25 protein-coding genes are annotated in these 26058 nt (G+C 51.9%); 12 read left to right on the top strand and 13 right to left on the bottom strand.

Annotation, left to right across the window (positions count from 1 at the left end; all coding sequences use genetic code 11):
* Nucleotides 1–38: 38 nt before the first annotated feature.
* Nucleotides 39–1823, bottom strand: coding sequence for a chloride channel protein (locus tag FJM65_RS01140; protein ID WP_140618529.1), 1785 nt, complete (start codon nt 1821–1823; stop codon nt 39–41).
* A 216-nt stretch (nt 1824–2039) separates the two neighbouring features.
* Here FJM65_RS01140 and FJM65_RS01135 point away from each other — a divergent pair, with 216 nt between their 5' ends.
* Nucleotides 2040–2870 (top strand): metallophosphoesterase, encoded by an 831-nt coding sequence (locus tag FJM65_RS01135; RefSeq protein WP_140618526.1) that lies wholly within the window; start codon nt 2040–2042, stop codon nt 2868–2870.
* On the opposite strand, the gene mnhG is transcribed toward FJM65_RS01135, so the two are convergent.
* From mnhG to mbhE, 7 genes are all read right to left on the bottom strand, one after another.
* Nucleotides 2818–3270, bottom strand: coding sequence for a monovalent cation/H(+) antiporter subunit G (gene mnhG / locus FJM65_RS01130; protein WP_140618523.1), 453 nt, complete (start codon nt 3268–3270; stop codon nt 2818–2820). The two genes, FJM65_RS01135 and mnhG, sit on opposite strands and share 53 nt — an antisense overlap.
* 1 nt (nt 3271) lies before the next feature.
* On the bottom strand, nt 3272–3541 hold the full coding sequence (locus FJM65_RS01125; protein ID WP_140618521.1) for a monovalent cation/H+ antiporter complex subunit F: 270 nt from the start codon (nt 3539–3541) through the stop codon (nt 3272–3274).
* Nucleotides 3538–4035, bottom strand: a complete 498-nt coding sequence (locus FJM65_RS01120) for a Na+/H+ antiporter subunit E (RefSeq protein ID WP_140618519.1) — start codon at nt 4033–4035, stop codon at nt 3538–3540. Before FJM65_RS01120 ends, FJM65_RS01125 begins: the two co-directional genes overlap by 4 nt.
* Entirely contained in the window at nt 4013–5584 is a 1572-nt protein-coding gene (locus tag FJM65_RS01115) for a proton-conducting transporter transmembrane domain-containing protein (protein ID WP_140618517.1), read from the bottom strand. The genes FJM65_RS01120 and FJM65_RS01115 overlap by 23 nt, the downstream gene beginning before the upstream one ends.
* Nucleotides 5585–5654: 70 nt before the next feature.
* A complete protein-coding gene (locus FJM65_RS01110) occupies nt 5655–6008 on the bottom strand; it encodes an NADH-quinone oxidoreductase subunit K (RefSeq protein ID WP_140618515.1) in 354 nt (117 codons plus the stop codon).
* Nucleotides 6009–6012: 4 nt separating this feature from the next.
* Complete coding sequence (locus FJM65_RS01105) at nt 6013–6555, bottom strand: MnhB domain-containing protein (protein ID WP_140618513.1); 543 nt, start codon at nt 6553–6555, stop codon at nt 6013–6015.
* Nucleotides 6552–8858, bottom strand: a complete 2307-nt coding sequence (gene mbhE, locus FJM65_RS01100) for a hydrogen gas-evolving membrane-bound hydrogenase subunit E (protein ID WP_140618510.1) — start codon at nt 8856–8858, stop codon at nt 6552–6554. Before mbhE ends, FJM65_RS01105 begins: the two co-directional genes overlap by 4 nt.
* A 142-nt stretch (nt 8859–9000) precedes the next feature.
* Between mbhE and FJM65_RS01095 the strand changes: the two genes are divergently transcribed.
* A complete protein-coding gene (locus tag FJM65_RS01095) occupies nt 9001–9924 on the top strand; it encodes a universal stress protein (RefSeq protein WP_140618508.1) in 924 nt (307 codons plus the stop codon).
* 69 nt (nt 9925–9993) lie between these two features.
* Here FJM65_RS01095 and FJM65_RS01090 read toward each other — a convergent pair whose 3' ends face one another.
* The 3 genes from FJM65_RS01090 to FJM65_RS01080 are packed head-to-tail and all read right to left on the bottom strand — an operon-like array spanning nt 9994 to nt 13200.
* Nucleotides 9994–11067, bottom strand: a complete 1074-nt coding sequence (locus tag FJM65_RS01090) for an alanine racemase (RefSeq protein ID WP_140618506.1) — start codon at nt 11065–11067, stop codon at nt 9994–9996.
* A 1-nt stretch (nt 11068) separates the two neighbouring features.
* The gene (locus FJM65_RS01085; protein ID WP_140618504.1) at nt 11069–11521 is read right to left on the bottom strand and encodes a GNAT family N-acetyltransferase; all 453 of its coding nucleotides are present in this window, start codon (nt 11519–11521) and stop codon (nt 11069–11071) included.
* Nucleotides 11461–13200: a sodium:solute symporter family protein gene (locus FJM65_RS01080; protein WP_140618502.1), complete on the bottom strand. Its 1740-nt coding sequence runs from the start codon at nt 13198–13200 to the stop codon at nt 11461–11463. Before FJM65_RS01080 ends, FJM65_RS01085 begins: the two co-directional genes overlap by 61 nt.
* A gap of 549 nt (nt 13201–13749) precedes the next feature.
* On the opposite strand from FJM65_RS01080, the gene FJM65_RS01075 reads away from it, so the two are divergent.
* Nucleotides 13750–14880: an aspartyl protease family protein gene (locus FJM65_RS01075; RefSeq protein ID WP_239022783.1), complete on the top strand. Its 1131-nt coding sequence runs from the start codon at nt 13750–13752 to the stop codon at nt 14878–14880.
* Between the two features lie 12 nt (nt 14881–14892).
* Here the strand turns inward: FJM65_RS01075 and FJM65_RS01070 are convergent, their stop codons facing one another.
* Nucleotides 14893–15168, bottom strand: coding sequence for a hypothetical protein (locus tag FJM65_RS01070; RefSeq protein ID WP_140618497.1), 276 nt, complete (start codon nt 15166–15168; stop codon nt 14893–14895).
* A 562-nt stretch (nt 15169–15730) separates the two neighbouring features.
* On the opposite strand from FJM65_RS01070, the gene FJM65_RS01065 reads away from it, so the two are divergent.
* The 8 genes from FJM65_RS01065 (at nt 15731) to argH (ending at nt 24381) form a co-directional block, all read left to right on the top strand.
* Nucleotides 15731–16414 carry a GNAT family N-acetyltransferase gene (locus FJM65_RS01065; protein ID WP_219855929.1) on the top strand — a complete coding sequence of 228 codons (684 nt, stop codon included), beginning with the start codon at nt 15731–15733 and terminating at the stop codon, nt 16412–16414.
* A gap of 28 nt (nt 16415–16442) precedes the next feature.
* A complete protein-coding gene (locus tag FJM65_RS01060) occupies nt 16443–17645 on the top strand; it encodes an argininosuccinate synthase (RefSeq protein WP_140618495.1) in 1203 nt (400 codons plus the stop codon).
* A complete protein-coding gene (argC, locus tag FJM65_RS01055; protein WP_140618493.1) occupies nt 17633–18637 on the top strand; it encodes an N-acetyl-gamma-glutamyl-phosphate reductase in 1005 nt (334 codons plus the stop codon). The genes FJM65_RS01060 and argC overlap by 13 nt, the downstream gene beginning before the upstream one ends.
* A gap of 137 nt (nt 18638–18774) precedes the next feature.
* Nucleotides 18775–19929, top strand: a complete 1155-nt coding sequence (locus FJM65_RS01050; RefSeq protein WP_140618491.1) for an aspartate aminotransferase family protein — start codon at nt 18775–18777, stop codon at nt 19927–19929.
* Nucleotides 19929–20879: an N-acetylornithine carbamoyltransferase gene (locus tag FJM65_RS01045; protein WP_140618488.1), complete on the top strand. Its 951-nt coding sequence runs from the start codon at nt 19929–19931 to the stop codon at nt 20877–20879. Before FJM65_RS01050 ends, FJM65_RS01045 begins: the two co-directional genes overlap by 1 nt.
* Before the next feature lie 206 nt (nt 20880–21085).
* Nucleotides 21086–21874, top strand: a complete 789-nt coding sequence (gene argB / locus FJM65_RS01040; protein ID WP_140618486.1) for an acetylglutamate kinase — start codon at nt 21086–21088, stop codon at nt 21872–21874.
* Nucleotides 21874–22953 carry a M20 family metallo-hydrolase gene (locus FJM65_RS01035; protein ID WP_140618483.1) on the top strand — a complete coding sequence of 360 codons (1080 nt, stop codon included), beginning with the start codon at nt 21874–21876 and terminating at the stop codon, nt 22951–22953. The genes argB and FJM65_RS01035 overlap by 1 nt, the downstream gene beginning before the upstream one ends.
* A 93-nt stretch (nt 22954–23046) precedes the next feature.
* Nucleotides 23047–24381, top strand: coding sequence for an argininosuccinate lyase (gene argH, locus FJM65_RS01030; protein ID WP_140618481.1), 1335 nt, complete (start codon nt 23047–23049; stop codon nt 24379–24381).
* 85 nt (nt 24382–24466) lie between these two features.
* On the opposite strand, the gene FJM65_RS01025 is transcribed toward argH, so the two are convergent.
* Complete coding sequence (locus FJM65_RS01025; protein ID WP_140618478.1) at nt 24467–25153, bottom strand: MCP four helix bundle domain-containing protein; 687 nt, start codon at nt 25151–25153, stop codon at nt 24467–24469.
* 181 nt (nt 25154–25334) lie between these two features.
* Between FJM65_RS01025 and FJM65_RS01020 the strand changes: the two genes are divergently transcribed.
* Nucleotides 25335–26057 carry a peptidase-C39 like family protein gene (locus FJM65_RS01020; protein ID WP_140618474.1) on the top strand — a complete coding sequence of 241 codons (723 nt, stop codon included), beginning with the start codon at nt 25335–25337 and terminating at the stop codon, nt 26055–26057.
* The last annotated feature ends 1 nt before the right edge of the window (nt 26058 follow it).

Below are 26058 nucleotides of genomic sequence, written 5' to 3'. Positions count from 1 at the left end.
ATAATCTGCACATCCTCAAATCTCTCAATCCAAAAAGATTAGGTTACGTTGGTGGTCTTGATGAGCAGCTTGCGGTATTTGGTGAAGATGCTGGATTTGGAGACAAAGCCGAGGTATTTTTCGTCGCGCAGCACGGGCAGGTTCCAGGCACCGGACTCGTCAAACTTTTTCATCACGTCCGCCATGCTGTCGTCATACTGCACAATGGATGGGGGCTTGATCATCAGCTCCTTTACCTTCACAATATCATACTTCTCCGTTTTAAACATGATCTCGCGGATATTCTCCAGGAGTATGACACCGGCCAGCTCGCCGTTGGCGGTAACCACCGGAAACAGGTTTCGGCGCGAATGGGCGATCACCTCGACCAGCTCCCCCAGCGTGGCTTCCGGCGAAATCGGTTGAAAATCTGTCTCTATAAGGTGCTGGATCTTCATGATGCGCAGGATCGTACGGTCCTTGTTATGGGTAAGCAGCTGCCCTTTTTGCGCCAGGCTTTTAGCCTCCAGGGAGTAAGGCTCAAAATATTTTACCACCGCGTAAGAAGTCGCCGACACGACCATCAACGGAATCATCAACGTATAGCCCCCGGTGATCTCGGCAATAAGGAATATACCCATGAGCGGGGCGTGCATCACACCACTAAGTATGCCTGCCATCCCCACCATCGTAAAGCTGCTGATAGGCACATTCCCGATCTGCACCAGGTTGACCAGTTTCGAGAAGAAGTAGCCGGTATAGGCGCCTACAAACATAGAAGGACCAAAATTTCCGCCTTTACCGCCAGACTCAATCGTGAGCGTTGAGGCTATAACTTTTACCAGGGCAAGCGCACCGGTAAAACAAAGCACCAGCCACTCGTTTGTGCCGAAGAAGGAAAGCCAGCTGTCCCGCAGCAGCATATCGGCATTATCCAGCTCCAGCATTTTAATAGACTCGTAGCCCTGCCCAAACAGCGGCGGGAAAAGCATGATGAGCAGGCCCAGGCATAAGCCACCCACTATGGCGCGCTGGTATACTTTGCCGGCCAGCGGCTCTAAGGCTTTTTCTATTCTATGCACGGTGCGGGTATAGTATACCGACACTAAACCTGTGAGAGCGCCCAGCATCACGTAAAATGGCACGTTAGCGGCAGAAAAAGGAACTGATTCCCCCACAAAGAACAGCAGGTCTTCTTCCAGGATAAGCTTGGAGCAGAGCGTTCCGACCACGGCAGACACAATCAGCGGAATGAAGGCCGAAATGCTGATATCGGTCAGGAGGATTTCGATGGCGAAAAGAACGCCGGCAATAGGCGCGTTAAACACGGCGGCAATGCCGGCAGCCGCACCACTTGCCAGTAGCAAGGTGCGCTCGCGGTAGTTCAGGTGATAAGAGCGGCCATAGTTAGAGCCAATAGCAGAGCCTGTCACAACAATCGGGGACTCCAGACCAGCCGAGCCGCCAAAGCCGGCGGTGATGCCGCTGGTGATAACGTAAGAGTACATCTTGCTGCGGCGAACGATGCTCGATTTCTGCGCGATGCTGTAAAGTATACCGGCGGTGCCGCCCTCAACCTTCCCCTTGAAAAAAGTCTGCACCACTACCACTGTAATAAGGATGCCGATTAATGGCAACACGACCAGCCAGACGGGCCTTTCCAGCAATCCTCCTCCGTAAGTAAGCGCTATAAACAGGTAATGGACAATCGTTTTGAGTATAACGGCTGCCATGCCTGCCGTAAGCCCCACCAAAGCACTCGAAATAAGCATAAACTCTCGGCTGGAGGTATGTCGGCGCAGCCAGAGGAGCGGAATTTTGATTCTTCTATAGGAGGAGGGCATTATAGCTTTTTAATATTCTTTCACCAGAACTTATTCTTGCAAAATTAGCAAGACCATACCCGAAGGCCAACTATTTTTGCACTCTTTTAAACGCAGATTTAAAAAATATAGGCGGCTGCCTAACCTATCGCTGCCTTAGGCTGTTTAATTAATGGCCCTGAGAGTTGCTTAGCACATGCTGGCGGTTCTGCGGGCCTGAGTAGGAGAAAGATATTTATGACGCAAAATTTAGAACATCCTTTTTTTAATCTGGAGCTACCCGAGGAAAGCGGCCCTTTTCATATTATAGGTGACGTGCACGGGTGCCTGCAGGAGCTGCTGGAGCTGCTGCAGCGCCTGGGCTATGACATCTCGTTCGATAAAGAACTGGCAAAGTATGAGGTAAAGGTTCCGGATGGCGCCAAAGCTTTGTTCGTGGGAGACTTAGTGGACCGTGGCCCAAACTCGCCGGAGGTGTTGCGCCTGGTCATGGACATGGTGGAAGCGGGCATAGCGTACTGCGTGAGCGGTAACCACGACGATAAACTGCTGCGCATGCTCCTGGGCCGCAATGTGCAGGTAAGGCATGGGCTGGAGCTCACGAAGGCGCAGCTGGAAAGTTACGATGCCGTTTTCCGGGAACGGGTTAAGCATTTTCTGTCCGGTTTGCCGCACCACATCATTCTGGATGAAGGGAGGCTGGTGATAGCGCATGCCGGCCTGGAGGAGCGGCTGCACGGGCGCAGCTCCAAGGTAGTGCGCGAGCTTTGCCTTTATGGCCCCACCACAGGGGAAACCGATGACAAAGGCCTTCCCATACGGCTGGACTGGGCTGCGGATTATTGCGGAAACGCCATCGTAGTATACGGGCATACGCCGGTGCACGAGCCGCGCTGGCGCAACAACACAATCAATATTGACACGGGCTGTGTGTTTGGGGGGAGCTTAACTGCATTGACTTATCCCGACCACGTGCTTACCACAGTTAAAGCACGCCACGAGTATGCCGAGTCTGTCAGGCCTTTCCTGCGGTATCAGCAACTTCACTCTCATCACTCTGCTTCTTAGCGAGCTCTTCTTCCCGGTACTTGTCTTGGTTTACAAGCTGCTCCAGGTGCCATTTAGCCAAATACTCCCTGAATTCTGATAAGTCGGTGCGGTTCCAGAACGGGATCTTGTTCTGCACCGCGGTCCGACCGATAACGTGGGCCGCTACCGGTGCAGTAGCAGAGGTAAAAAGTATGATAAGCAGTACTTTCAGGAGCACGTCCGCCTGATTAAAGTAAATGCCCATGCCTAGCAGAATAAAGCCCAGCCCCAGTGTAGAGCCTTTTGTAATGGCTGACATCCGGATGTAAAAATCTGGAAAGCGAAGCAGGCCGATGGAGGCAATCAGCATAAATGACACGCCTATCAGTATAAACGCACAGCTGATAATTTCGCGGAGAAGAAGCCAGTTGATTTCCATGTTATTTGGTGGTTCTCATAAGGTAATAAGCAAACGAAATGGAGCCCAAAAAGCCAAAGAGCGACAGGATCATGGCCACGTCAATAAAGTCCTGGTTATCAGTAAGCTCCGTGTAGATCAAAATAATGCCAATCACGTTAGCCACAAAAAGGTCGAAAGAAGTCACCCGGTCAGGCAGAGTGGGCCCCAGGTAAAAGCGAATAGCCGTCAGCATCAGCGAAACGCTTAGCATCACCATCGCCACCACCAACGTTATCTGGAAAATACTCATGTCGTTAGCTCTAAGATTTTACGTTCCAACCCGTTTTTAATGTGCTGCTTCATTTGCTCGGCATCGTCGTTGAACAGGTACAGCGTGTGCACGTACAGTATGCGTCTGTCCGGGCTTACGTCGATGCTCAGCGTACCGGGCGTCAAGCCTATTAAATTTGCCAGTACCGCTATTTCAAAATCTGAGCTGGCTTCCAGCGGCAGGGCCAGCACGGTGGGGCGCATGCGGTAGTGAGGCGTGAGAATGTCGTAGGCTATTTTCAGGTTAGCCACTAACAGCTCTTTGAAAAAGAAAAAAAGGAACGAAAACAGTTTGGGAAGTTTAATGAAATATGTCCGCCTGTACAGGTAAGAAGTCAGCCATAACAGAAACAGCACCACCAAAAACAGCAACACCGCGGTGGCGGCATTGTAAGGCAACAGGCCTAGTTTCTGCTTAAAGGAAACGTAGACCAGTGCTCCCGCTAGGGCACTATGGATGAAGAGCAGTTTCATGTATCTGCTTACTTTCTTCTACCTGTTCTGGTTTACTCTTAGCCAAAACAGTATCGGTGTAAGGCTGTACCTGCAAAAGCCCATCCGCAGCGCGTTCTGAAAAGCGGACAATAGGAGAGGCAAAAATACCCATGCCCAGTATGCACGCCAACAGGAACACAACAGGAAGGTAAGCCATGCGGCGCCTCAACTTGCTCACTGGCGGCAGTATGGTGTCGGGTCTGTCTGTCCGTGGCCGTGGCTTCCAGAATACCTCATTCCAGATCTTTGTCATAGAGAAAAGCGTGATAAGGCTTACGCCAAGCGACACCGTTACCAGTATATAGTTTCCGGCTTCAAGGCCACCTTTGGCCAGCATCAGCTTTCCCCAAAAACCAGAGAGCGGAGGCGTGCCTGCCAAGCTCAGCGCCGTGAGCAGAAACAGGAGTGCCAGCACAGGCTGCAGCAAGTATACACCCCCTAACTTTTTGAGCGAAAAAGTACGGTAACGCTGCGCCACCAATCCGCTAACCAGGAAAAGGTTGGTTTTTACAAGAATGTTATGCAGGATAAAGAAAATGCTGCCCGCCAGCGCCAATGGCGTAAAAATAGCCAGGCCCATGAGCATGTAGCCAATCTGGCTGATGATATGAAAGGAGAGGATCTTTTTAAAATCGGTTTGCGCGGCAGCGCCAATAACCCCAACCAGCATTGTCAGAGCAGACAGCCCTGCCAGTAAGGGCAGCGTTATTCCCGAATCAGACACGAAAACAAGCGTAAACAACCGGATAAAGGCATAGATGCCTACTTTGGTTACCAGGCCCGCTATAAGGGCGGAAATGGCAATGGGGGGAGCGTGATACGAGGCAGGCAACCAGAAAAACAACGGAAAAATTGCTGATTTTATCCCAAAGCCCACCAAAAAGAAAACACTGGCCATACTTAACAGCGGCAGGTTTGGGTGGTGAGGCTCCCGCACGAGCACTGCCAGTTCAGCCAGGTTCAACGACCCGTACAGGCTATACACCACTCCTATACCCGAGAGCAGCAAGCCTGAGGCCAGGAAATTGATGGTCACATACTTGAGCGTGCCCTCCAATTGCGATTTGCTTCCGCCGAGGCTTAATAGCGCAAAGCAGCAGATCAGGAGCACTTCGAACCACACGAACATATTAAACAAATCGCCGGTAAGGCAAACGCCGCTTATGCCCATTTGCAGCAGCAACAGGAGCGGGAAATACCCGAACCGCTGCCTGGTTAAATCCAGGCCCTGCAGTGCGTATAAATAAACAGCCAAGCTCGCCACGGCCGCAGCCACCAGCATCAGCACGCTAAACATATCGGCCACCAGGGTAATGCCAAAGGGAGCCGGCCAGTTTCCAATTTGGGTGGAGACAACATGGGCAGACAGCACCTCCCGCAGCAGTAAAAGCACAGAACCCAACCATAAGAGCTGCACCACGCCTGTCATGATTGATTGCCATACTTCCCGTTGCCACAGAAAAAGGCACAGCAGCGTTCCGTAGAGCGGGATCAGCAAGGGCAGCACGAGCAGTAGATCTGGATGCATACAGAGGCAGGTTTCAAATAAAGGTGATAAGGCTTGGTAAAAGCATAGGCAACAGCACCAGTCAGGGCCATCAGCGGGTGTCGTTTTCCTTTCGAATGTCATCCAGGTTATTTGACTTAAACGCCTGGTACACCCGACGAATGAGCACGATGGCAAAGGACTGTATCCCAAAACCAATCACCACGGCCGTTAAAAGGAGGGCTTGCGGCACGGGATCGGCAAAGGGTTCTGCGGCTACTTCATGATGTTGGCGAATAATGGCGCTGCTACCGCGGGTGATGCCGCCCACTAAGAACAGGAACAGGTTAGTGGCCAGCCCAAAGAGGATGAGCCCCAGTATGACCTTGAACAAATGCCGGTGCAGGATAAAGTATAACCCGACAGCGAACAGGGTGCCAATCATGAAAGGGAGCAGCGTTTCCATAGTTTTATTCTTTAGACATCGTGAAGACCATTTTAAGTATCATGCCCAGCACCAGTAGGTATACGCCGGTATCGAACAGAAGCGGCGTGCCCAGGCCACCAACCAACGGGAGTTTAAAGGGTAGCCAGAAACCAGTCATGTAAGGAAGCCCCGCCAGCAGGCCTGCAAAACCACTGGTTGCCGCCACCAGTAGCCCGGTTGCCATCATATAGGCAGGCCGTACGCGCAGCATGTAATACCGCCACGGCGAAGGGCTGCCCTGTTTTACGCGGTTCCAGGTGTTTGCCTGCAGCAGCTGCCACATGTGGCGCGGCAAGCTGTAGTGCTCCTGCCTGCTTTGGTGGTAAAAGGTAAGCTGAAAATATGTGCCGGCAGTACGCTCCGGGCCATGTGCCAGAACATGAAAAACGAAGGCAATGGAACCGATAAGCCCGCCAATAAAGCCTCCGCCAGGGTGGTTGTGGCCCCTGAACAGGATGTATACTGAGAAAATAAGGAACAGCGGCGTCAGGTAACGGATCGTAGTGGCAAAAATCAGTGTTCTCATGGCTTGTCTCCTTTCTCGGGGTTAAGGCGCAGCAGCGAAAAAATACCCAGCGCCGCCACGGCCAGCACTGTTATCTCGCCAAGCGTATCCAACCCCCTAAAATCTACCAGAATTACGTTCACGATGTTGCGGCCATGCGCCAGGACGTAGCTGCTGTCTCCGTAGTATTCTTTTAGCGTACTTGGCTGCGCCTGTTGCTGCACGAGTAGCATAACATAGGTCATGATGGCGCCGAAAAGTATAGACACAGCAATAAACTTATACTTCTTAAACTGGTGCGATACATACGTGAACGCCGGCAGTTTATGCAGCAGCAGCACAAAGATCAGCACGGTCAGGGTCTCGATGAGGAGTTGGGTGGCCGCCACGTCGGGGGCGCCAAACAGTATGTAAAACAGCGCCCCTGCGTACCCCACCAGGCCCATCACCACAATAGACGTCAGGCGCGAGCGGGTGCCAAGCAGGAAAACGAGCGCAGCTATGACCAGGAACATTACCACCAATTCATACATGCGCATCTCCTGCAACTGGTAAACACGCTTGCTCAGGTCAATGCCAGGTGAATCGCGCCAAAGCATAAACAGCATCAGGCCACAAAAAAAGAGCATGGTAACCATGACGTAGCTGCGCAAGTAGCCATTTTGAAGCTTAAGTATAAATGCCTTCGCCCCATGCAGAAACAACTCAAACAGCCGATGGTAAAGCGCGTTCGGGCCATACTTGTAAACAGGAGCAAGAACAGTGGAGATCTCCCGCACGCGGTTCAGTCCATTGTACAGCAATAGGCCTAGCAACAGCGTCAGCAGGCTTAAGCCAAATACTCGCGTAAAGCCATGCCAGAGCCCTACTTTCATTTCTGCGCCAGGGCTGTTACCTAAAACCTGGTATGCTTGCTGGAGCAGGGGTGCCGGAACAATACCGACTGTAGCCCCTAATGCCAGCCCCAGCAAAGCTAAGATAAGTGGCGGCAGATTTAAGAAGAGAGCGGGAGCATGTTGCAATGGTGTTTTGTCAGGGCCTCTTCGCCAAAAGACATGGTAACTCATCAGCAGCGCGACAGCCACAAACGCCACACCGGCCATCATGTTCACGAGTAGCAATCCTATGTTCTCCAGTGAGGCCTCATACAGCAGCTCCTTCCCTACAAAACCCAGGAAGGGGATAACTCCAGCCATGGATAAGGCAGCCAGCGTAGCCGCCAGCCCGGCAAGCTTCATGGGCCCTCCCAGCCGTTGCAGTTTAAACAACTCGCGGGTGCCTGTGCTGTGGTCCACGCTGCCAGCCACCAAAAAGAGCGTGCCTTTATAAAGGGCGTGCGCCAGCAGGAAAAACAGCAAGGCCTTACCGGCATAGGCTGATCCTATCCCCAGCATCGTTACCATCAGCCCCAGTGCGCTGATGGTGGTGTAGGCAAGTATGGCTTTAAGGTCGGTATGTTGCAGGGCCAGTAGTGCTCCTATGACCACGGTAGTGCCTCCTACAATGGTAAGTATATCGTGCCATGCCTGCGTGCCAGCCAAAACAGGAGAAAGCCTTGCCAGTAGATAAACGCCCGCTTTAACCATAGTGGCCGAGTGGAGATAAGCGCTTACCGGCGTGGGTGCAGCCATGGCATTGGGCAGCCAGAAATGAAAAGGAAACTGGGCCGATTTGGTAAAGCATCCCAGCAGGATCAGCAGCAGGGCAGGGAGATAAAATACATGGTTCAGCACCTGGTCTCTCACACCAACCAAGCCACTGAAAGTATAGGAACCGGCAGCTATACTTAATATGATGAGTCCGGCCATCAAAGCCAAACCGCCAAGACCAGTTACCAAAAGCGCCTGCCATGCCGCTACCCGGGCTTCCTTCTCCGCCTGTTTATACCCGATGAGCAGGTAAGAACTGATGCTGGTGATCTCCCAAAAAAGGAACAGGCAGAAGATGTTATCCGAAAGCACCAGCCCCAGCATAGCCGTCATGAACAGCGTGAGGTACAGGTAGAACCGGCCCAGCAGCGGGTCATCTGCCAGGTAGGAACTGCTGTAAAGTATAACCAGCAAACCGAAAAAGGTGATGAGCAAGGCAAAAAGAAGGCTTAGCCCGTCCAGCCGGAACTGCAGGTTGATCCCTAAAGCTGGCACCCAGTCGTATTGTTGTGTCGCCACCTGCCCTTGCAGCACGGGCGGCAAAAAGGCACAAAAGTACAGGAAAAGCAGCAAGGGCGTTAGCGCGACCGGAACGACCACCCACTTGCCCAGCCACCTGTACAGAAGAGGGGCAGCGGCGGCTGTAACAAGGCCAAGTAGGATTGCTGCCAACATAACTGTAATTTCTATATATTTTTTTGCCTGATAGCGTATGTAAAGTAAAATCGCCTGTGTACCTTCCTCTGCATACGGCTGCATAGTATACGCAGGTTTTCAATTGCTTAGCTACATGATCAATCCTAAATAACTTATACCCATGGACACAATCAACCGACTGATGGTGGGGCTGGACCTCACGGCAATGGACGATACATTGATAACTTACGCAGCTTTTCTGAGCCAGGAGCTGCAGGTAGAGAAAGTATACTTTATACATGTGGAGAAAAGTCTGGAAGTGCCGGGCGAGCTGCTGCATGGCATAGAGCCTAAGAAGGTGCCAGCTGATGAGGGAATTCGTGGGGTAATGATGACAAAGGTGGGGCCTGCCTTTGCCGGTCTGCCACAGACAGAAGCTGAGGTGCTGGTAGAAGAAGGAACCCCGGTTAAAGAGCTGCTTCACTGGGCGAACGTAAAGAACATAGACATGATCCTGATGGGGCGAAAGCTGCGGATGCGCGGCTCTGGCGTACTGCCCCAGAAACTGCTGCGAACCAGCCGCGTTAGCGTGCTGTTTGTGCCGGAGAATATGGTGCCCAAACTACAACGGGTGGTGGTGAGCGTCGATTTTTCTGCCTACAGTGAAATGGCCTTGGAGCGTGTGCTGAAAGTGGCGGCCGTTCTGCCGCACCTCCATGTGGTATGCCTGCATGCCTACCAGGTGCCCACGGGTTACCGCACGCTGGGTATGACTTACGAGGCGTTTGATGAGCGCATGCGCGGGTTTGCCCAGGAAAAGTATGACAAGTTGCTGCACCACTTTCCGGAGCTAAGCGAGCGGGCGGAGCTCGTGCTGGTGCGGCAAGAGGACGAAGATGATATTGGGGAACTCGTGGTGCTGGAGGCAAAGCGCGCCCGCGCCGACCTGTTGGTAATGGGGGCGAAGGGCATGTCGGCGGCGGCCTTGTTTGTGCTGGGGAGCGTTACCGAGAAAGTGCTTCGCCACGATATGGACATTCCGCTGCTGGTGGTGAAGAAAAGAGATGAAGACATGGGCTTTCTGGATGCCTTGCTGTCTCCTTGACAGGTCATAAAAAGAGCCGCAGCCTGATATGCAGGCTGCGGCTGTTATGATTTTATACTTTCCCGTCCGTTACTTTACAACTTCTTTGGCAATGTAACGGGAGTTCAACACACTTAAAGCACCCATGTAGCGCAGGTTAAACCGCAGCACATCGCCCACTTTATAGTTTTGCTCGTTCTGGCCAAGTTCTACGATCAACATGTCAGAGCTGGCGCCAATCACACTGATGCTTTCGTCCTTTGGCAATAAAAACTTGGGGTTGATGTCGAGCAGACCTACATCAAGTATGGCGCGGTGGGAGGTTTTGCCGTACAGGCTCTCGTCAATCTCAAAGCTCTCGCCACTGGGGTTCTCCGCCAGTATACCGCTCGGTATCATCGGTTTTTCGGTCAGCTCAATGATCTCGGCAACCAGTTCAAACACATCATCGTGCATGTTCTCAAACGTCTCGTTCGTGAACAGGTTCAGGCCGAAGAAGAGCGCCTCGCCCACCCGGAAGTGGTTCACGCCTTTGGGCAGCAGGTGGTTAAACAGCAGCGGAATGGTTACCGAAGTGCCTCCCGATACCCACGGGATTTTATGGTTGAACTTGGCTTCGATGATCTGCTTGTACAGGCACAGCTGGATGAGCTTGTCCTGCGTGGGCATCACCCCGTGCAGGCAGTTAAAATTAGCACCTAAACCAATCACTGAAATGCCCGGCAACTCAAACACCTGCTCATAAAAATCTATGAGCTCCTCGCCCATAACGCCCTCGCGCAGGTCGCCCATCTCAATCATGATGATGATTTTGTGCAGCCTCTGTTGCCGCACCGCCTCCTCAGACAGCAGCCGGATAATCTCCAGCTCCGTCTGAAAGCTTACATCCGCATACGTGATGATGTCGGGAATACTCTTTTTAGGAGCAGGCTTGATGTACACGGTCTGCACATCCGGGGCCATTTTTTTGACCGTTTTAAGGTTAGACACCCGGGAGTCATGTATCTCTTTCACGCCCAGGGCCAGCACCTCTTTAAGGAACGCCTCGTGGCCGCACAGCAGCTTGGTGACAACGCCCCAGTCAATGCCATGCTCCCGGAACACCGCATCCAGGTGGTTGTAATTGTGTTTCAGTTTATCGTGGTACAGCTTTAGAACTGCCATGTTATCTCATTAGTCTATACTCTAAATATTTATTCGAGAAGCCAAGCTTCTCGTACAGGTGCCGTGCAGGGTTCTGGGGCTCTACGTGCAGCGCGATGCTGCCCTGGGTATGGTCAATGGCCATTTGCACCAGGTTTTTTCCCACGCCTTTTCCGCGGGTGCGCCCATGCACGGCCACATACACCAAAATGTTCTCTGGTATATACCCGTTCATGCCAGTATTGTTCAGGATGAGCGCGCCAACTACTTCATTCTTCTCACGGGCTACCAGCACGGACCCGCCTTTGCCCTCGGCTGATGACAGCGCGTAGTCCATGCATTTGGCGATGTCCTCGCGCTTATCGCCGTACTCGTCCAGGTGCTTAAAAAGGAAGTCCAGTACTTCGTCCCGGTTCAGACCTGCGTGGTCTTGTGGTGTATAGCGGTTGTAGCTGATGCCGTTGATTTCTGCCATGTTTCTTTCTTTGTTTTATCAGGATATAATAGGGTAAGCGATACGTAAAGTATAAGCGAGGCCGTTAAGCCAAACAGGTTCGGGTCCAGGTTAAAGGGCAGGGCAAAAGTGATACCCAGCCAGGAAATATGTACGATGCTGTGCGCAGAAAGTGTACTTTGCACCAATTCGCGCAGCTCAAACTCGCTTAAACTGAGCCAGGTTTGTTTTGCATCGGCCGGAAAGTAGGACACTAAGGTATGCGCTATGCCGGTTATGTCAGCATCCGGGGCAGGGGCAGCCACCATGTTAATCTGAAGTATAACAGTCACCAATCCGCCGACCAGCATGGCCCAAAAAGCAGCCACGCTGCTGCGTTTTTTCCAGAACAGCGCGCCCAGCACCGGCACAAACAGCCCAGACACCATAAAGGCATAGGAGTAGAGCATCAAATCGAGCACATTGGTCATCATGGTGGCCAGCCACAGTGCAAAAGCACCCACCAGCAGCGTTACCAGCTGCGATAGCTTTAAGGTTTTGGGTGCGTCAGGGTCGATCTTGAAAAAATGGCTCAGCACATCCGAAACAATGTTGCCCGAAGAAGCCATCAGGCAACTGTCAGCCGTGGAAAGTATAGCCGAAAAGTAGGAGGAGAGCATCAAGCCCATCAAGCCTACCGGCAATACCGTGCGCAGCAGCATCGGGAGGCCAGTTTCAGGGTCTACCATCGTGCCGGCACCCAAAGCCTCGAACATTCCCTGCTCTGCCGCCACTCTGGACAGGATGCCCAGCCCAACGCCCATAAACGCCATCAGGGGCCACTCAAACAGTGCCGCAATGTACCAGGCTCGCTTGGCGGTCTTCACGTCGCGGCTGGCGTAAATGCGCTGGTACAGCGTCATGCCCACAAACCAGATCGGGATAATGGTAATGCCCCAGTTCACCATTTGTTGCCAGGTAATGTTGGTGAGGCTTAGGAATTCCGGGGGAAGGGTGGTTTGTATGGCCGTTATACTTTTGCCGCCCTGCTCTGCCAGGTAATCCGGGTTAAAGATCTGCGAAAAGTTAAGTGTATCCAGGCCACCCACTGCCAGAAAAGACACCGGAATGCCTATAAAGATGAGCCCGCCCATAAGGATGATCCACTGAATCGTATCAGTGTAAATCACTGCTTTCATGCCGCCCATCACTGTATAAACCACTGCTATAATGCCCATCACGAGCAAGGCAGTGTTCAGGTCGAGGTTGATAAAAGTACCGCTGGCCAACTTGGCACCTGCTAAAATCTGTGAGCTGGTAAAGCCAGTATAGCCGATGGCTGAAATAATGCCGGCCAGCAGCGCCACCCGGGCGTTAAAGTAGTGGCCAAAGATCTGCGGAAACGTCAGGAAGCTTGCAAAAGCCGGATTCCCCTTCACCTTCGGGATAAGGAAAACCGCTGCCAGCCAGGCGCCGAGCAAGCCTGTGAACAGCATCCAGGAACCCGATAGCCCCATGGCATACCCCAGTCCTCCGAGTCCGATGGAGAAGCCGCCGCCTACATCGGTAGCTACCACCGAAAGCCCGATGTGCCCGCTGCTCATGCTGCGTCCGCCTACGTAATAATCCTCAGCGCCCTCGTTCTTTTTCAGAAAATAGAAGCCAACGCCCAGCATGGCCAGCATGTAGAGTACAAATATGGTAAGGTCAATCAGGTGCATTTCTTAGTAAAGTATAAATATGGAATTCGGATTTCAGAAGAGTTATACCTTAAGGTAACTCTTTTTTCACGCAAATTCACGTGTTTTATGAATAAAATGATCTATCAGCTAAGATTTAGCAGCTTCATAGCATCGATTAAATACAAATCGTACTTACTGTTTAACCTTTAACACCAGCTGTAGGTACAGCCGGTAAAGGGTGATTTTATTAGAGGAGTTCAATAGAAGCCACAGCTGAATGCCGGCTAGCAAACGTTTGAGCACAAACTGCAGAACAGGATGCAAGTTTCATACATCCGGGCTAATGTATGGGAGACAATAATTGTGTTGTAACAAGCTAATTTTCAGTAGAAAAGCTATACTTGTTGACCTGGCAATGCGTATATAAATGTACGGTGGAACAATAGGAGTCCATAAGATGATGCGCCCATGAGATTAGCCGCTTACACAGCCATACTCTGCGCCTGCCTCTGTCTCTTTTTCAGCGATGTAAAGGCACAGCCTGCCCAGGCCCGTGATACGGTTTATTTTACCTCAAACCGTAAGAAAATGACAATGCCTTTTAAGCTGGTTCACAACCTGATTGTCATTCCCGTTCAAATCAACAATTCCCCGCCGCTCAACTTTATACTCGACTCAGGGGTTCAAAACACGCTCATCACCAGGCTTAATTTCTCCGATTCGCTGGAGCTGGTGGAGGCAAACCGCATCAAGCTCAGGGGGCTGGGAGAGGGGTATACGATTGAGGCGATCCATAGCACCGGCAACATGATGAGCATGCGCGGTATCCAGGGCGATCATCACACCGTGTTCGTGCTGATGGAAGACATCTTTGACCTGTCGCTGAGGATGGGGATGCCGGTACACGGGATCATCGGCTATGACATTTTTAAAAATTTCATAGTAAAAATTAACTATAGCAACAAGACCATAACGCTTTATAGGCCAGATGTTAAGCTAAAGAGAAAAAAGCGCGCTGAAGAGTATCCCCTTTACATAGAAGACGCCAAGCCATACCTATACGGCAGCATCCGGCAGCATAACGGCGATTCGCTGCAGGTAAAGCTAGTGGTTGACACGGGAGCCAGCAACAGCCTCTCCTTATACCTGCCCTCCGACGAGCGTCTTACACTGCCGCCCAAAGTAATGCATGCCTATTTGGGGCGTGGGCTTAGCGGAGACATTAACGGAAAGATTGGGAGGCTGAGCAGTTTTAGGCTTGGCCGTTACCAGCTGGACAATCCCACTGCAGCTTATCCCGATACCGGGGCCGTGAAACTGGCCATGAACCTGGGCGGGCGAAATGGCAACCTTGGCTCTGACATCCTCAAGCGCTTCACTGTGATTTTCGACTACCCGCACAAGCGCATGTCCCTCATCCCGAACCACAAATTTAAAGAGCCTTTCAACTATAACATGGCAGGCTTTGAGGTGAGCACGCCATTGCCCGGTGCCAATTTTTACATTATCTCGAATGTAGTGGAAGACTCACCGGCCAAAATGGTGGGCGTGCAGCCTGGCGATCAGCTTATTCATATCAACGGGAAAAACTGCAATGAGCTGCAGCTGCAGGAGCTCTTGAACTTGCTCGATAGCAAGCCTGGCAGCAAATTGCGGTTGCGGCTAAAGCGGGAGCAGGAGATTATTGACGTAAATTTTGTTTTGCAGAGCCGGATATGATCTTCCGAAAGCTTAGCGGTTCATATCCATAAAGATCTGGAAGGCCAGCAACAGCACAGCCAACACAATCAGGAACAGTGCCGTAAAGGTCCGCGCCTTCGGGATAGGCTTCTCGTATGTTCTCCCAGCCTCGTCCACACCCGTAAATCGTAAGTCAGACAATACCAATCCATTGCCAAAGCTAAGCCAGATGGCCGCCATCAGGGCATCGCGCGTAAACAACAGCGATACCAGACCGATAACTGAAAAAAACAAGCCAATAATAACTCTGATAGAAAGCTTCTTCATGGAAAACAAAAGTATGGCAGCGGGAATAAAGTTGCGGCTGCAATTTAGCGATTTGCCAACTAATTTAGCCAATCAGTGCTTTTGAAATGGAACGATTGCTCTGAGTGAAGCCTTTAATGATATAAAACAACCCTTAAGTATAAACTTTTAAATAAATTAGATAAAACACTTGCAATTAATGTTACAATTGCGAAACATTTGCACTGCTAATAAGGGTATAAGTAAACCCACTATTCTAAGTCAAGAAATGAAAAAAAAGGCGCTTTTATCATCTGACATGATAAAACACACTCCGGCCACGGAGGGTGCGACTTTTTCTGCCTTCTCTTCGAGGGTAGTTTTGAGGACAACTACACCAGCAGTCCGCTACAGGCGGTAGCCTGCGTTAATACAGACTGCCTATGCGGTAGTCATCATTCCCCATACATTTTTTGCATCACGATCTATAGCTGTCCGGCCTTTGCCTGAGCTGCTGTTTCGCTGCATTCATACTTTATCCGGTTAATTTTTTACAAGCTGAATTTAGCTGTGCCCAAACAGCATGGCTATACTTTTTATAACAATGGATCAACCTGCATTCATCGTAGCGGTTGCCCAAGGGCAACATATTATCCATGCGCTGCAAATCTGCAACGAGATGGAGTCTTCGGCTAAGGCGCGCGGCACCGGTATTGCCAAACGCTCACCGGATTATATTGCCCAGAAAATGCTGGAGGGCAAGGCTGTAATTGCCTTGCACCCGGACGGAACCTGGGCTGGTTTCTGCTACATCGAGACCTGGGGTCACGGCAAGTATGTGGCCAACTCGGGCCTGATTGTGTCGCCGGAGCTGCGCAAAAGCGGACTGGCGCGCCAGATCAAAAAAAAGATATTCGAGCTCTCGCGCACCAAGTACCCGGAGGCCAAGATCTTCGGCCTGACCACCGCGCTGGCCGTGATGCGCATCAACTCTGGTTTAGGCTATTCGCCCGTTACGTACTCCGAACTGACCGACGACGAGGAGTTCTGGAAGGGCTGCCGCAGCTGCGTGAACTTTGAGATCCTGCAGAGCAAGAACCGCACAAACTGCCTCTGCACCGCCATGCTTTATGATCCGGCCAAAGAGAAGGATTTTATCGCCCTGCCGGTGGTGGAGAAAAAGCCGGCCCCAAAACAGAACAGCGTGAACGAGCGCTGGCTGCGTCACCGCCAGAAGCCGGGACAGGCGGGTTATAACGCACCGGAAATGAGCACTGTACAAGTATAAATTGCATCAGCAAGTATAAAATTAAAAAATGAAGAAAGTAGTTTTAGCCTTTAGCGGCGGCCTCGATACCTCTTACTGCGCCATTTACCTGGCCCAGGAGCTTGGCCTGGAAGTATACTCAGCCATTGTGGACACGGGCGGTTTTTCAGAAGAAGAACTGAAGGAGATTGAGCGTAGGGCTTATGCGATGGGCGTAAAACAACACACCCACCTGAACGAGACGGAGCACTTCTATAACAGTTGCATTCGTTACCTGGTATTCGGCAACATTCTCAAAAACAACACCTACCCGCTAAGCGTGAGTGCCGAGCGCGTAACGCAGGCCATTGCCATTGCCAACCATGCTAAAAGTATAGGCGCCGATTACGTAGCGCACGGCAGCACCGGAGCTGGCAACGACCAGGTGCGTTTCGATATGGTGTTTCAGGCGCTGATTCCGGAAGTGGAAATCATCACCCCGATCCGTGACAAAAAGCTGTCGCGCGAGGAGGAGATTACCTACCTGAAGGAGCAAGGCGTGGAGATGGACTTCCAGAAGGCGCAGTACTCTATTAACAAAGGCATCTGGGGCACATCCGTGGGTGGCAAGGAGACGCTGACCTCGCACCTGCCGCTGCCAGAGGAGGCGTACCCAACGCAGCTGAGCAAAACCGAGCCGGAGCGCGTGACTTTATACTTTGAGCAAGGCGAGTTGAAAGGCGTGAACGGGCAAACGTTTGAGCATCCGGTACAGGCGATCCAACACCTGCAGGAACTGGCCGCACCCTTTGCTATCGGCCGCGACATCCACGTGGGCGATACCATCATCGGCATCAAAGGACGCGTTGGTTTTGAGGCGGCTGCCCCGATGGTAATTATAAAAGCGCACCACCTGCTGGAGAAGCACGTGCTGACGAAGTGGCAACTCTACTGGAAAGACCAGCTTTCGGCCTGGTACGGCAACTGGCTACACGAGGGGCAACTGCTGGACCCAACCATGCGCGACATTGAGGCTTTCCTGGAGAGCACGCAGCAAAACGTGACGGGCAAGGTGTTTGTGCAGCTGGCGCCTTACCATTTCCAGGTGCAGGGTATTGAGAGTGCGCACGATTTGATGAGCGATAAGTTTGGCAGCTACGGCGAGATGAACCGCGCCTGGACCTCCGACGACGTGAAGGGCTTTGCCAAGATCTTCGGCAACCAGACCAAGTTATACCACACGATAAACAACACATCAGAATGGGCGGACTAAGCATAAAGGCAGGCATTGTAGGCGGCGCGGGCTATACCGGCGGCGAACTGCTGCGCCTGCTCCTGAACCACCCAAACGTAGAGATAACCTTTGTGCACAGTAACAGCCAGGCAGGCAAACCGGTGCACGATACACATACCGATTTGCTCGGTGATACCGATTTATACTTTACCGATGCGCTGCAGGAGGAGGTGGACGTGCTGTTTCTGTGCGTGGGCCATGGGGCAGCCAGGAAGTTTCTGGAGTCTGAACAGCTGCCGGCAAGTATAAAGATCATCGACTTGAGCCAGGATTTCCGCTGGAATGAAAGCTTGAAAGAGGCGGTGGTAAAAGGCTGTGATAGAGAGTTTGTATACGGCTTACCGGAACTGCAGCGCGAAAGTATAAAACAGGCACAAAACATCGCCAACCCAGGCTGTTTTGCTACGGCCATACAACTGGCGCTGCTGCCGCTGGCGCAGCAAAACCTGCTGACGGAGGAGGTGCACGTAAGCGGCATCACGGGCAGCACCGGCGCTGGACAAAGTTTGAGCGCAACCTCGCACTACAGCTGGCGTAGCGGCAATATCTCCAACTATAAAGTGCTAAATCACCAGCACTTGCACGAGATCCGCCGTACCCTGCAAGGGATGCAAAATAGCGAGCTGCCAAGTATAAACTTCGTGCCGTACCGCGGGCCGTTTACCCGTGGTATCCTGTGCACCAGCTATACCCGCTGCAGCCTGAGCCAGGAGGAGGCCGAAGAACTGTACAACAGCTATTACAATAGCCATCCGTTTGTGAGCATCAGCAAAAGCACACCCGACCTGAAGCAAGTGGTGAACACGAATAAATGCCTGTTGCACCTGCAGAAGGAAGGCGACTACCTGGTGGTCTCCAGTATGATCGATAACTTATTAAAAGGCGCGTCCGGTCAGGCAGTGCAGAACATGAACCTCTTGTTCGGGCTGGAGGAACAGGCGGGGCTCAGGCTGAAGGCTTCGGCTTTTTAGGTATTCGTTGTTATTTACTCATTATTAGAATTACCTAAAGAGAAAAACAACAATCCAACAATCAACAATTAACTATATGTACGTCAAGTATTTCATTTATTGTTTAACTTCTTACATCTAATCATACCCCATAGATCATGAACGTTTTTGATGTTTACCCGCTCTTCGATATCACGCCTGCCCGGGCACAGGGCGCCTATGTTTGGGACGAAAAAGGCACCCGCTACCTCGACCTGTACGGCGGCCACGCCGTTATCTCCATCGGCCACAGCCATCCCCACTATACAAAGCGCATCGCGCGCCAGCTCTACGACATCGGCTTTTATTCTAATTCGGTGCAGATGCCGATGCAGCAGGAACTGGCTGAGAAGCTGGGCCAGCTGAGCGGCTACGAAGACTATAGCCTTTTCCTGTGCAACTCCGGTGCCGAGGCCAACGAGAATGCCCTGAAGCTGGCTTCCTTCCATACCGGCCGCAAGAAAGTCATCGCCTTTAAAGGCGCTTTCCATGGCCGTACCTCAGCTGCCGTGGCGGCCACTGATAACCCTAAAATTCAGGCGCCCATCAACGAAACGGATAACATCATTTTCCTTCCCCTGAACGACATTGCTGCCTACAGCCAGGCCTTGCAGGAATATGGCACCGAGCTGGCCGCCGTGATCGTGGAAGGCATACAAGGGGTAGGCGGCGTGCAGGTGCCGGAGCCGGCTTTTTTAAAGGCATTGGCGGCAGGCTGTGAGAAAACCGGGGCATTACTGATCCTGGATGAGGTGCAGTCGGGTTACGGCCGCTCCGGAAAGTTCTTCTCACACCAACATGCCGATATCAAGCCGCACCTGATCACAACCGCAAAAGGTATGGGAAACGGTTTTCCGGTGGCGGGTGTGCTGATAAGCCCTGAGATTGAGGCGGAGCACGGCATGCTGGGCACCACGTTTGGCGGAAATTACCTGGCTTGTGCGGCGGCGCTTGCGGTGCTGGAAGTGATGCAGGAGGAAAACCTGATGCAAAACGCGCAGCAGATTGGCCAGTATTTAATGAAGGCGCTGCGCCAGCTTCCGGGCGTGAAGGAGGTACGCGGCCAAGGGCTTATGATAGGCGTGGAGCTGGACAAGCCGTGCGCCGGTATTCGCAAGCAGCTACTCAGCGAGCACCGGATTTTTACCGGCTCTTCGTCCGATAAAAACACGCTGCGCCTGTTGCCACCGCTGTGCATCGGCATGCGCGAAGCTGAGAAATTCCTGGAGGCCTTTGAAGCCATACTTTATCAAACCGAACCGCAGACGATCTAATGAAAAAGTATACCTCAGTACACGATGTAGCCGACCTGAACCAACTGGTAGCGGAGGCACAGCATCTGAAAGAAAATCCGTTCAAGTATAAAAACCTCGGCGAGAATAAAACACTGGGCCTGATTTTCCTAAACCCGAGCCTGCGCACGCGCCTGAGCACGCAGAAAGCCGGGCAAAACCTGGGCATGAACGTGATTGTGATGAACCTGGACAAGGAAGGATGGGCGCTGGAGACGCAGGAGGGAGCCATCATGAACGGCACTACCGTAGAGCATATCAAAGAAGCGGCCGCCGTGATGGGCGAGTACTGCGACATCATCGGCATCCGCTCATTTCCGAAACTGCAGAACCGCGAAGAAGATTACAACGAGGAGTTGCTGCAGCAATTCATCAAATATAGCCAAAAGCCGATCGTGAGCCTGGAGTCGGCTACGCGCCACCCGCTGCAAAGCCTGGCTGATTTGCTGACGATCAAGGAAAACGCAGCAGCCGGCAAACGGCCGAAAGTGGTACTAAGCTGGGCACCGCACATCAAACCAATACCACAGTGCGTGGCCAACTCCTTTGCCGAGTGGGTGGGGCAGGCTGATGTGGAGCTGGTGATCACACACCCGGAAGGGTACGAGCTGGCGCCAGAGTTCACTAAAAATGCCACTGTTACCACCAACCAGCAGGAGGCGCTGCAGGATGCAGATTTTGTGTACGTAAAGAATTGGTCGAGCTACACCGAGTATGGCAAAGTGCTAACGGATGGTGAAGGCTGGATGCTGACAAACGAAAAACTGCAGGCAACCAACAATGCTAAGGTGATGCACTGCCTGCCGGTGCGCCGCAACGTGGAGCTGAGCGACGAGATCCTGGACGGGCCGAACTCGCTGGTGCTGGAGCAGGCCAACAACCGCACCTATGCCGCCCAGGCCGTGCTCAAGCGTATGCTGGAAGCTTTGTAGTTATTCGTTGCTGGTTATTAGTTGTTAGATATGCATCTATGCTGGCGCCGGTCTCCAAACTGGTGACTTAGTATATAAGTGGAGTCTCCGACTACACTGGCGCCACAGGCGACAAATAGAAGTATAGCCGAGAAAATAATCAAAATGGTAAAGTATAAGTTTATAGAAGTATCATTTTATCCTTATCAGTCAGCATTTTACAAGAAATGATTATTGTAAAAATAGGAGGTAATATTCTTGACAGTCCAGAACGGCTGCAGGCGTTTTTGGCTGATTTCGCGCAGCTGCCGGGGCCTAAGTTGTTGGTGCACGGCGGGGGCAAAATAGCCTCTGCCTTTGGCCAGCGGCTGGGGATAGAGCCAAAGATGGTAGAAGGTCGCCGCATTACCGATGCTGAGACGCTGGAACTGGTAACCATGGTGTACGGCGGGCTGGTGAACAAGCAGGTAGTGGCCAGACTACAAGCGCTTTACTGCAACGCCATTGGTTTGACAGGTGCCGACGCCAACATCATACCGGCGCATAAAAGACCTGTGAGAACTATAGATTATGGTTTTGCAGGTGATGTAGCCGGTCCAGATAGTATAAACGTGGCAGCACTGGAAACAATCATAGAAGCCGGACTTACACCTGTTTTTGCACCGCTCACCCACGACACCCAGGGCAGCATGCTCAATACCAACGCCGATACCATCGCCTCCGTGCTGGCCACGGCGCTGGCTCCTAAGTATAAAGTGCAGCTCGTGTATTGTTTTGAAAAGAAAGGCGTGCTGCAAGATTCCGAGAATGATGCTTCTGTCATTCCGCACATCAACGCAAGTAAGTATAAAACCTTGAAAGCAGAAGGCGTAGTGCATGCCGGCATGGTGCCGAAACTGGACAATGCCTTTGCCGCCATGCAGCAGGGCGTAGCGCAGGTACTGATCTGTGAGGCAGAAGCGTTGACAAGTATAAACACCGGCCACTACAGCGGCACTACCCTCAGTATGAATTAATGGAGCAAAACAAACGATACCAGCAGGCAATGCAGTTGTTGCAGCAGCTTGTCCAGACACCATCTTTCAGCAGGGAAGAGGACAAGACAGCGGCTATACTTGTGGATTTTCTGAAGGATTCAGGTGTAAAAGAAGTTAAGCAACAGCAAAATAACGTATGGGCTTTCAATAAACACTATAAGCCCGAACGGCCAACACTGTTGCTCAACTCACACCACGACACTGTAAAACCTAACCCAGGTTATACCCGCAATCCTTTTGAGGCAAGTATTAAGGACGGTAAACTGTTTGGCTTGGGAAGCAACGATGCCGGTGGGTGCCTGGTGTCGTTGATCGCGACTTTTTTATACTTTTATGAGCGGGAGGACCTGAAGTATAACCTGGTGTTAGCGGCAACAGCAGAAGAGGAGATCAGCGGGCGCAACGGCATTGAAAGTATACTTCCGCAGCTAGGAAGTATAGAGGCCGCCATTGTAGGGGAGCCAACCCAGATGCACCTGGCCGTAGCTGAAAAAGGCTTGCTGGTGCTGGACTGCACCGCCAAAGGCAAAGCCGGACACGCCGCCCGTGAAGAAGGTATCAATGCCATTTATGAGGCGATGCCGGATATACAGTGGTTCCAGAACTATACTTTCCCGAAGGTATCGGAGCACCTGGGGCCGGTGAAAATGAGCGTTACCATGGTGCAGGCAGGCACGCAGCATAACGTAGTGCCGGACACCTGTACTTTCACGGTGGATGTGCGCCTGACAGATACTTATACCATGAAGGAGGTGCTGGAGACAATACAGCAACATGTAAAAGCGGAGGTTAAACCGCGCTCTATGCGCCTCAAACCTTCCAGTATCCCGATGGAGCACCCGCTGGTGCAGGCTGGTTTAAGTATGGGCCGCCAGACCTATGGTTCACCCACTACCTCCGACCAGGCGCTGTTGCCTGTGCCGTCGCTAAAAATGGGCCCCGGCTTCTCCGGTCGCTCCCACATGGCCGACGAATACATTCACCTCCACGAAATTGAGGAAGGAATTAAGTTATACATTGAGCTGCTGGAGAGGGTAATTGTTAATTGTCATACTTGAAGTATATACTTTACCTATAAGTAACAATGTAAAGCACAGCTTGCCCATGAGCACCTTAAATATTCACTCAAGCACTCATTCAAAATTAATTACATGAAACTTTGGCAGAAGAACACGGCTGTAGCCGCTGAGATAGAGAAATTCACTGTTGGCCGAGATGCGGAGCTGGATATGGAGCTGGCGCGTTTCGATGTGCTGGGCTCGCTGGCGCATACGCAGATGCTGCAAAGTATAGGCTTGCTCACGGCAGAGGAGCTGCAGGTGCTGCAGGCGGAGCTGAAGAACATCTACAAAAGTATAGAAGCCGGTGATTTTGCCATTGAACCCGGGGTGGAGGACATTCACTCGCAGGTGGAGCTGGAGCTGACGCGAAGAGTGGGAGAGGCAGGCAAGAAGATCCACAGCGGCCGCTCGCGCAACGACCAGGTGTTGGTAGACCTGAAACTATACTTCCGCCACCAGCTGCAGGAGGTGGTACAGGAGGTGCAGTCGCTGTTTGAGGTGCTGCAGGCCCAGAGCGAGAAGTATAAGCACGTGCTTTTGCCGGGCTATACGCACCTGCAGGTGGCCATGCCCTCCTCATTTGGCCTGTGGTTTGGCGCCTATGCCGAGAGCCTGGTGGATGATATGCAGCTGTTGCTGTCTGCCTATAAAATAACGGACAAGAACCCACTGGGCTCTGCCGCCGGCTATGGCTCCTCGTTTCCGCTCAACCGCCAGATGACCACCGACCTGCTAGGCTTCGAAAGTATGAACTATAACGTGGTATACGCGCAGATGGGTCGCGGCAAAACAGAGCGCACCGTGGCCGTGGCTTTGGCTGCCGTAGCTGCCACCTTAGCCCGCATGAGCATGGATTTGTGCCTGTACATGAGCCAGAACTTCCGCTTCGTCACGCTGCCCGACCACCTAACCACCGGCTCCAGCATCATGCCCCACAAAAAGAACCCCGACGTGTTCGAACTGCTGCGCGGTAAGTGCAACAAGCTGCAGGCCCTGCCCACCGATATTAGCATGCTGCTCATCAACCTGCCCTCCGGCTACCACCGCGAGATGCAACTGCTCAAAGAAAGCCTGTTTCCGGCTTTCCAGGAGCTTAAGATCTGCCTGCAGATGATGGGGTACATGGCCGAGCAGCTACAGGTGCGCGAAGACATTTTAAAGGATGACAAGTATAAATATCTCTTCAGCGTGGATGCCGTGAACGAACTGGTGCTGCAGGGGATGCCGTTCCGGGATGCCTACAAAGCCGTTGGAGAGAAGATTGAGGCAGGTTCTTTCCAGGCGCCGGCAGAGGCCACCCACACTCACGAAGGCAGCATCGGTAACCTCTGCAACGATAAAGTGGCCGAGCAGATGCAACAGCTGATCAACTCCTTCCACTTTGGGCGGGTGCAGCAGGCATATAATAATCTTACCAGTGAATAAGGGGATTTAAAAGATCATGAAGATTCTGTTCGGGATAATCAACATGTTATCTCTATAATCATTCTAAGCTCCTTAATCACGGGTCTTAGTTCAGGTGATACTTCTGCGGCTTGATATTTTTAAGCTTGCGCGAGGATTGTAGCAAAGTGCCCACCAGCAGGGCAAGTATAACAGCCAGCGCAATAACAAGGTAAGAGAGCACCTTCAGCGACTTCATCTGCCTGTCAGCCTCTTCGTAAAGCTCGTGGCCTACCTGCTCTTGTAGTTGGCTCAGGGCGTGCAGGGGGCGCAGCAGCTCCTGAAATGCCTGCGTGCCTTCCTGTTTATATTTGGCAGTGGCCGCCGCTTTGCGGCCTTGCTGGCTCATAGCCAGAATATTTTGCTGCACTTTAGCGTACGTTTCTGCCGCCTCCTGGTACCCGCGAAGGTCCTGGCTTTCTTTGGCTGTAAGGTACGTAGCCTCAAATTTCTGCAACAAAGAATCCAGTTCCACCTCGTTCTGATTTATCATCCTAATAATCCGCTGCTGCTCCGGCTGGCTCCCCGAAAGCAGGTGCTCCTCCAACAGCAGGCGGTTTTGGTAATAGCGCTCCTGCATGGCAGAAATATCCAGGGCCGGCACCAGCCTGTCCGCATACACCGACTGGAACTTGTCATTTATCCTGGTCATGGTGTAGCCTACAAACCAATTGGCCAGCATAATAATCAAAAAGACAGCCCCTAGTGCCAGCGCAATCCTTCTTCGGTTTCCTATTTTAAAGCTCCAGCTCATCCTATCAGCAAGTTATGTAGGTTAATTTAAGTATTTTGATTTTGATTTGCCAGCTTTTCTATACATTCCCCTCTATCCGTTCCTTTTTATCACCCTTTTTTATCTTTATAATGTTAAAAAACTTATAGCTGCTGCAGCGTATAAAAGGCAACTTGATGTGCCATTTTACAATGTACTATAGGTGATTCCGATAAAGATCCATACGCAGCCCGACGACTCTACCTGCGGGCCCACCAGCCTGCACGCCGTGTACCGCTACTTCAAAGACCCGATCTCGCTGAGTGATGTGATCAAAGAAGTTCCTTCGCTGGATGAAGGTGGCACGCTGGAAGTTCTGCTGGCCTGCCACGCCCTCAAAAGAGGCTACCGCGCCCGTATCTATACCTATAACATGTTCATCTTCGACCCCACTTGGATTGGACTGGATAACGAGGAAATCATACTTAAACTGGAGGAGCAGCTCAAGTATAAAAAGGGAGCCAAGCTGCAGCGAGCTACGCACGCTTACATAGAGTTTCTGCGGCTGGGCGGCGAACTGCGCAGCAGGGACCTGACCAAGCAGCTGCTGCGTGGCTTTTTTGAGCAGGGCATCCCGCTACTTACAGGCCTGAGCGCCACTTACCTGTACCAAAGTGCGCGCGAGGTCGGCGATGAGCATGACAATTCTATTTACGATGATGTAAGGGGCTTTCCGATGGGGCACTTTGTAGTACTGTGCGGCTTCGGAGAGGACCAGAAAAGCATTGTTGTGGCAGACCCTTACCGCGAGAACCCCTACTTCAACGACAACTATTACGAAGTAAAGGCCACGCACCTTATCAATTCAATTATGCTGGGAATGGCCACCTATGATGCAAATCTGCTGGCAATCCTTCCTGCAAACCATGAACCCCTGGACGACTAAA

Source organism: Pontibacter mangrovi (assembly GCF_006385705.1).
Classification (GTDB): Bacteria; Bacteroidota; Bacteroidia; order Cytophagales; family Hymenobacteraceae; genus Pontibacter; species Pontibacter mangrovi.
The sequence above is the reverse complement of the archived record's forward strand: the minus strand, read 5'-3'. Positions and strand labels throughout refer to the sequence as shown.

What these genes read in the sequence shown, in the direction of transcription:
- FJM65_RS01035 (WP_140618483.1), top strand. Translation starts at nt 21,874, where the DNA reads ATGGAGCAAAACAAACGATACCAGCAGGCAATGCAGTTGTTGCAGCAG.
- FJM65_RS01090 (WP_140618506.1), bottom strand. Translation starts at nt 11,067, where the DNA reads ATGGCAGTTCTAAAGCTGTACCACGATAAACTGAAACACAATTACAAC.
- argH (WP_140618481.1), top strand. Translation starts at nt 23,047, where the DNA reads ATGAAACTTTGGCAGAAGAACACGGCTGTAGCCGCTGAGATAGAGAAA.
- FJM65_RS01085 (WP_140618504.1), bottom strand. Translation starts at nt 11,521, where the DNA reads ATGGCAGAAATCAACGGCATCAGCTACAACCGCTATACACCACAAGAC.
- FJM65_RS01065 (WP_219855929.1), top strand. Translation starts at nt 15,731, where the DNA reads ATGGATCAACCTGCATTCATCGTAGCGGTTGCCCAAGGGCAACATATT.
- FJM65_RS01115 (WP_140618517.1), bottom strand. Translation starts at nt 5,584, where the DNA reads ATGCATCCAGATCTACTGCTCGTGCTGCCCTTGCTGATCCCGCTCTAC.
- FJM65_RS01110 (WP_140618515.1), bottom strand. Translation starts at nt 6,008, where the DNA reads ATGGAAACGCTGCTCCCTTTCATGATTGGCACCCTGTTCGCTGTCGGG.
- FJM65_RS01135 (WP_140618526.1), top strand. Translation starts at nt 2,040, where the DNA reads ATGACGCAAAATTTAGAACATCCTTTTTTTAATCTGGAGCTACCCGAG.
- FJM65_RS01080 (WP_140618502.1), bottom strand. Translation starts at nt 13,200, where the DNA reads ATGCACCTGATTGACCTTACCATATTTGTACTCTACATGCTGGCCATG.
- FJM65_RS01105 (WP_140618513.1), bottom strand. Translation starts at nt 6,555, where the DNA reads ATGAGAACACTGATTTTTGCCACTACGATCCGTTACCTGACGCCGCTG.
- FJM65_RS01125 (WP_140618521.1), bottom strand. Translation starts at nt 3,541, where the DNA reads ATGAGTATTTTCCAGATAACGTTGGTGGTGGCGATGGTGATGCTAAGC.
- FJM65_RS01060 (WP_140618495.1), top strand. Translation starts at nt 16,443, where the DNA reads ATGAAGAAAGTAGTTTTAGCCTTTAGCGGCGGCCTCGATACCTCTTAC.
- FJM65_RS01140 (WP_140618529.1), bottom strand. Translation starts at nt 1,823, where the DNA reads ATGCCCTCCTCCTATAGAAGAATCAAAATTCCGCTCCTCTGGCTGCGC.
- mnhG (WP_140618523.1), bottom strand. Translation starts at nt 3,270, where the DNA reads ATGGAAATCAACTGGCTTCTTCTCCGCGAAATTATCAGCTGTGCGTTT.
- FJM65_RS01045 (WP_140618488.1), top strand. Translation starts at nt 19,929, where the DNA reads ATGAAAAAGTATACCTCAGTACACGATGTAGCCGACCTGAACCAACTG.
- FJM65_RS01050 (WP_140618491.1), top strand. Translation starts at nt 18,775, where the DNA reads ATGAACGTTTTTGATGTTTACCCGCTCTTCGATATCACGCCTGCCCGG.
- argB (WP_140618486.1), top strand. Translation starts at nt 21,086, where the DNA reads ATGATTATTGTAAAAATAGGAGGTAATATTCTTGACAGTCCAGAACGG.
- FJM65_RS01075 (WP_239022783.1), top strand. Translation starts at nt 13,750, where the DNA reads ATGACAATGCCTTTTAAGCTGGTTCACAACCTGATTGTCATTCCCGTT.
- argC (WP_140618493.1), top strand. Translation starts at nt 17,633, where the DNA reads ATGGGCGGACTAAGCATAAAGGCAGGCATTGTAGGCGGCGCGGGCTAT.
- FJM65_RS01070 (WP_140618497.1), bottom strand. Translation starts at nt 15,168, where the DNA reads ATGAAGAAGCTTTCTATCAGAGTTATTATTGGCTTGTTTTTTTCAGTT.
- mbhE (WP_140618510.1), bottom strand. Translation starts at nt 8,858, where the DNA reads ATGTTGGCAGCAATCCTACTTGGCCTTGTTACAGCCGCCGCTGCCCCT.
- FJM65_RS01120 (WP_140618519.1), bottom strand. Translation starts at nt 4,035, where the DNA reads ATGAAACTGCTCTTCATCCATAGTGCCCTAGCGGGAGCACTGGTCTAC.
- FJM65_RS01025 (WP_140618478.1), bottom strand. Translation starts at nt 25,153, where the DNA reads ATGAGCTGGAGCTTTAAAATAGGAAACCGAAGAAGGATTGCGCTGGCA.
- FJM65_RS01095 (WP_140618508.1), top strand. Translation starts at nt 9,001, where the DNA reads ATGGACACAATCAACCGACTGATGGTGGGGCTGGACCTCACGGCAATG.